Raw genomic sequence first — 4,244 nt, 5'->3', positions numbered from 1 at the left:
GGGCCTCGGCCGACCCTCGCCGTGGTGGTGGACTAGGTGGACCGTATCGTTGACGAGAGTTTTGTGCCGGCCGCGCTCGTCACCACGTGGGGAAGAAACGGGGTCCAATTGGGGGGGCGGTCGCCGCTCACCGACGCGACGGCGCGCGGGCGGGCCCTGGACCTGGCCCAGGCCCGCGGTGCGGGCCAAGAGGCCTTCGCGGAAAGGCTGCTCGCGGACCCGGCCGCTGTGCGGGCGCGGCTGCGCCACACCCTAGAACAGTGCGCCGAGGCCTTCTTCGACGCCGCCTGGACGGGCGTCGCCGTGCGGCTCGCCACCGACCTGCGCCTGAAGAGCGACCTGCTGAAGCGCCAGGGGATCGGTGCGGCACTCGCATCGGTCTCCGGCGCGGTCGCCCTGGCCCCGGACGGCGACTGCATCATCGTGGACAAGCTGCAGGACAAGGCGACTTCGGCGCACGGCACCGGGGTGACCTTCATACCCAGCGTCTTCGGCCGCCCGCACCTGGTGGCGGTCCACTCGCCCGGGTGGCAGCCGGTGGTGCAGTACCCCGTGGCCGAGCCCAGTCGATCAGAGCCGGTATCGCTGGAAGCGGTGACGCTACGGCTGGAGGCACTCGCCCATCCGGTACGGCTGCGGCTCCTGCGCACCCTGGCCCGTGGTCCGCACACCACTCGTGAGCTGGCCCATGCCTGGGAGCTCTCACCCCCGGAGGTCTCCCGCCACCTCGCTGTCCTGCGCCGCGCGGGCCTGCTGACGACCCGGCGGCACGGTCGTTACGTGCGGTACTCCCTCAACGCGCCCGATCTGACGGCGCTGGGCGCCGATCTGCTGGCGGCCGTGCTGCGCTGAGTGGTTCCCTCTGCGAGAACGCGGGCGACCTCCGTCTTCCTGGTCCCGGCACTCCTCCCGGGGGCGGGCGACGGGCGGTGCCGTGCCGTCCCTGCGGCCGCCGTGGCAGGAGCGGCTCGCGGAGCCCGGGGCCTCGGTGCCACAGGGCAGTGCCCGCTGCGCACCACTCCCGAGCTGCGGCCGGAGCCCTCGATCCGGAGGTCGGACATCCCCCGCCGTTGGACGGCTCCAGCCGCCTCCCGCGCAGCGTGCGTCGAGTCCGTACCCTGGTGGCATGCGCATGCGCCCCACTCTGCACTGGACTCCCACGGAGGACCTGCCGCCGGGCACCACGGATCTGGAGCCGGTCGCCGACGCGCTGAGCACCGGCGGTGTGCTGGTACTCAGCGGGGCGGGCATCTCCACGGAGTCGGGCATCCCCGACTACCGTGGCGAGGGCGGGAGCCTGAGTCGGCACACCCCGATGACGTACCAGGACTTCACCGCAAGCGCGGGGGCCCGGCGACGGTACTGGGCGCGTAGCCACCTCGGCTGGCGAACCTTCGGTCGCGCCCGCCCCAACGAAGGGCACCGGGCGGTGGCCGCGTTCGGGCGGCACGGCCTGCTCTCTGGGGTGATCACCCAGAACGTCGACGGTCTGCACCAGGCCGTCGGCAGCGAGGGCGTCGTGGAACTCCACGGAAGCCTGGACCGCGTCGTCTGCCTTTCCTGCGGCGTCTCCAGCCCGCGCCGCGAACTCGCCCGGCGGCTGGAGGAGGCCAATCCGGGCTTCGACCCGGTGACCGCCGCCATCAACCCGGACGGTGACGCCGACCTCACGGATGAACAGGTCGGGGACTTCCGCGTGGTGCCCTGCACCGCGTGCGGCGGCATCCTCAAACCGGATGTCGTGTTCTTCGGCGAGACCGTTCCGCCCTCGCGGGTCGAGCACTGCCGCGCACTGGTCCGTGCGGCGACCTCGCTGCTGGTCCTGGGTTCCTCACTGACGGTGATGTCGGGGCTGCGGTTCGTCCGCCAGGCCGCCCAGGACGGGAAGCCGGTGCTGATCGTCAACCGGGACCCGACCCGGGGCGACCAGCACGCCGTCACCCGGGTCGCGCTCCCCCTGGGCACGGCCCTCACCACGGTGGCCGACCGGCTGGACATCCCCCTCGACGAAGCGGCGGCCTGAGAGCGTCTGACACCTTGGGGCGGACCCCGCTGCGGGCTCGCTGCCATGCGTCTCAGGGCGAGGGTGTGAGCCGGCGATGGGTTACGAGGCCAGGGGCCGCCACCGGTCTTCCTGCGCGTGGCCGACCCTGCTGAGCCACACCAACGTTGCACCGATCAGGCCGGGCTTGTCCCGGGTGGCCAGGGCCGGGGCTTCGAGCATGTCGGCGGCCTCTTCGAGATAGGTGACGAGCGTGTCGAGTTCTTCGCCGGGGGGTTCGTTGTAGCGGGACCAGCTGCCCAGGTAGCCGGTCTCGGCGTCCAGGTACAAACCAGAGCTGCGGTCAGCAGTGCCGTAGGAGACGACCGGAATCCAGGTGGGCTTCCACACCGTGATCCGGTCGCCTTCACGGCGGTCGGCGTTCAAGGTGTCCTCGTGGGCCTGCGCGTCCATCTTCATCCGGTGGAAGGCGGCCACGTCGTCCAGGGGCATCAAGGCCCGATTGCCCGGAAGGCATCCCCAACCCCGGCCGTTGGCCCCGTCGTCGCCCGCGGTCAACAGCCAGAGGGCGCACAGCTCGACGGGTATCCGGATGCCGAGGTCGCCTTGCAGGGTGGCGATGGTGCCGGGGCCTGCGCCGGCACGGAGTCCGGCGTAGGAGTCTGGGGCGTTGTGCTGGAGCCGGCGGGTGATGCGGTGCCAGGCGTCCGCTGTCTCCCGTACGGTGATCGCGGCGGTGGCGGGGTCGGCAGGCCGGTCCTGGTCTCGTACCTGCTCCCGGTCATGGGCGTCGGCGGGCGGCTCGGTCGGGTCGACCGGTCTCAGGAAGCGAATCTCGATCCGGTCCGGCTCACGGATGTAGCCGACGGACAGGTCGGGGCAGTCCTCGAACAAGTCGCCGTCGACCGTCACGTCAAGGATGCCGGGCAGCCCCGAAGGCCGGCCCATGTCGGGGTCGTCGGCCAGCCGGCCGGCCAGGACCTTCAGCGCGTAGGGGACACCGGCGCCGAGTTGGGAGGCGGTGTCGCGTACGTCCGGCGGGATCTCGACGTTCACGCCTGATGCTCCTCGCGGACTGGATGCAGGACGCCTCACACTGTAGGCCGTCCGCGTTCGCTCCGTCGGGGAGGCGGAACCGTCTACTCCCCGAGGCACGGGGCATGCGGTGCCCATGACCCTTGCGCGCGCACTGCCCGACGATGCCGCCGAGTGGTGGTTCTTCCTGGGAACGTTCGTCCTCTACGCGCTCGGACGCTGGTTCTTCGCCTGGCAGCGGGCCAGGCGTGAGGGCGACAGCCATCCCGTGCGGACCGCGTTCGCCGAGGAGGACGATCCTGATGCGACGCACGCGGCGCTGGTGGGTGGCTTCCGTTCCTACCGGCAGTTCTTCGGCTTCGTTGTCAGTGCCGTCACCGTGGTCCTGGTCACCGCCCTGACAGAGGGCCGACTCCGCGTCGTGCTGCTGTGGATCATTGTTCCGCTCCTGGTCATCGCACTGTCGTACCTCGACTTCCGTCAGGACCGGAAGGCGCGCTCAAGAGCCTGACAGGGAGCGGTACGGGACTTCGGCCCCCGTCCGGCGACGTGTGCCGGACGGGGGCCGAGGTACCTGGTCAGGGTCGGGTGGTCGCGCCCAGAGCCAGGCCGAAGCGCGCCTTGGCTGCGGGGTGGTCCAGGTTCTCGGGGTTGAAGAGGATGGACCCCGTTCCGGTGGGCCCGTCGGCCGAGCCGGGGATGACGCTGACCGCACCGGTGCCGAGGTACTTGCCCGGAACGCCGACGGTGAGGTCGGCGGTGCCGTCCGCGTCGTAGTCGCCCGCCGCCACGGCCGCGCCGAAGAGGTCGTTGCCCTCGCTCGCGCCGGTCACACCGGGCGTGGCCAGGGTGATCGTGCGCGCGTGCGCCGCGTCCAGGCCGGCCCCTGTGCCCGGTACGACCGTCACCGCGCCCGCGTTGTTGAAGCCGTCCGGGTCGACGGCGCCGGTGTCGGAGGTGACCAGGTCGGCGTGGCCGTCGCCGTCGAGGTCGGCGAGTGCGGCGGCGCGGCCGGGCTGCGCCGGGCCGCCGTAGGGCACGCCCGCGCCGAGGCCCGAGGCGGTACCCGGGAACATCCGGAGCAGGAAGTCGTCCGGGCCGTCGGAGAAGCCGGTGTCCACGACGATGTCGCCCTTGCCGTCGCCGGGGTCATCACCGGCGACGATGCTGTATACGGCGGAGGGCCGCCCGGGCTTGCCCCGCGGCG

At 72.0% G+C, this 4,244-nt stretch carries 4 protein-coding genes and 1 pseudogene; 3 read left to right on the top strand and 2 right to left on the bottom strand.

Going from position 1 to position 4,244, the window contains the following annotated elements; translation table 11 throughout:
* Both ACFWBT_RS42085 and ACFWBT_RS42080 read left to right on the top strand, forming a co-directional pair.
* Positions 1-852, top strand: a pseudogene (locus tag ACFWBT_RS42085) (DUF5937 family protein); the annotation flags it as partial.
* A 274-nt stretch (positions 853-1,126) separates the two neighbouring features.
* Positions 1,127-2,023, top strand: a complete 897-nt coding sequence (locus ACFWBT_RS42080) for an NAD-dependent protein deacetylase (RefSeq protein ID WP_385709845.1) — start codon at positions 1,127-1,129, stop codon at positions 2,021-2,023.
* An 81-nt stretch (positions 2,024-2,104) separates the two neighbouring features.
* Here ACFWBT_RS42080 and ACFWBT_RS42075 read toward each other — a convergent pair whose 3' ends face one another.
* Entirely contained in the window at positions 2,105-3,058 is a 954-nt protein-coding gene (locus tag ACFWBT_RS42075) for a hypothetical protein (protein WP_385709842.1), read from the bottom strand.
* A 115-nt stretch (positions 3,059-3,173) separates the two neighbouring features.
* Here ACFWBT_RS42075 and ACFWBT_RS42070 point away from each other — a divergent pair, with 115 nt between their 5' ends.
* A complete protein-coding gene (locus ACFWBT_RS42070; RefSeq protein ID WP_385709839.1) occupies positions 3,174-3,548 on the top strand; it encodes a hypothetical protein in 375 nt (124 codons plus the stop codon).
* A 67-nt stretch (positions 3,549-3,615) separates the two neighbouring features.
* Here the strand turns inward: ACFWBT_RS42070 and ACFWBT_RS42065 are convergent.
* Positions 3,616-4,244, bottom strand: a 629-nt coding sequence (locus tag ACFWBT_RS42065) for an FG-GAP repeat protein (RefSeq protein ID WP_385709836.1), incomplete at its 5' end; no start/stop codon positions are given.

This window comes from Streptomyces sp. NPDC060027, assembly GCF_042737005.1.
In the GTDB taxonomy this organism is placed as follows: Bacteria; Actinomycetota; Actinomycetes; order Streptomycetales; family Streptomycetaceae; genus Streptomyces.
Note: the sequence above shows the minus strand (reverse complement) of the source record. Positions and strands in the feature narration are given on the sequence as shown.

What these genes read in the sequence shown, in the direction of transcription:
- ACFWBT_RS42080 (WP_385709845.1), top strand. Translation starts at nt 1,127, where the DNA reads ATGCGCATGCGCCCCACTCTGCACTGGACTCCCACGGAGGACCTGCCG.
- ACFWBT_RS42070 (WP_385709839.1), top strand. Translation starts at nt 3,174, where the DNA reads ATGACCCTTGCGCGCGCACTGCCCGACGATGCCGCCGAGTGGTGGTTC.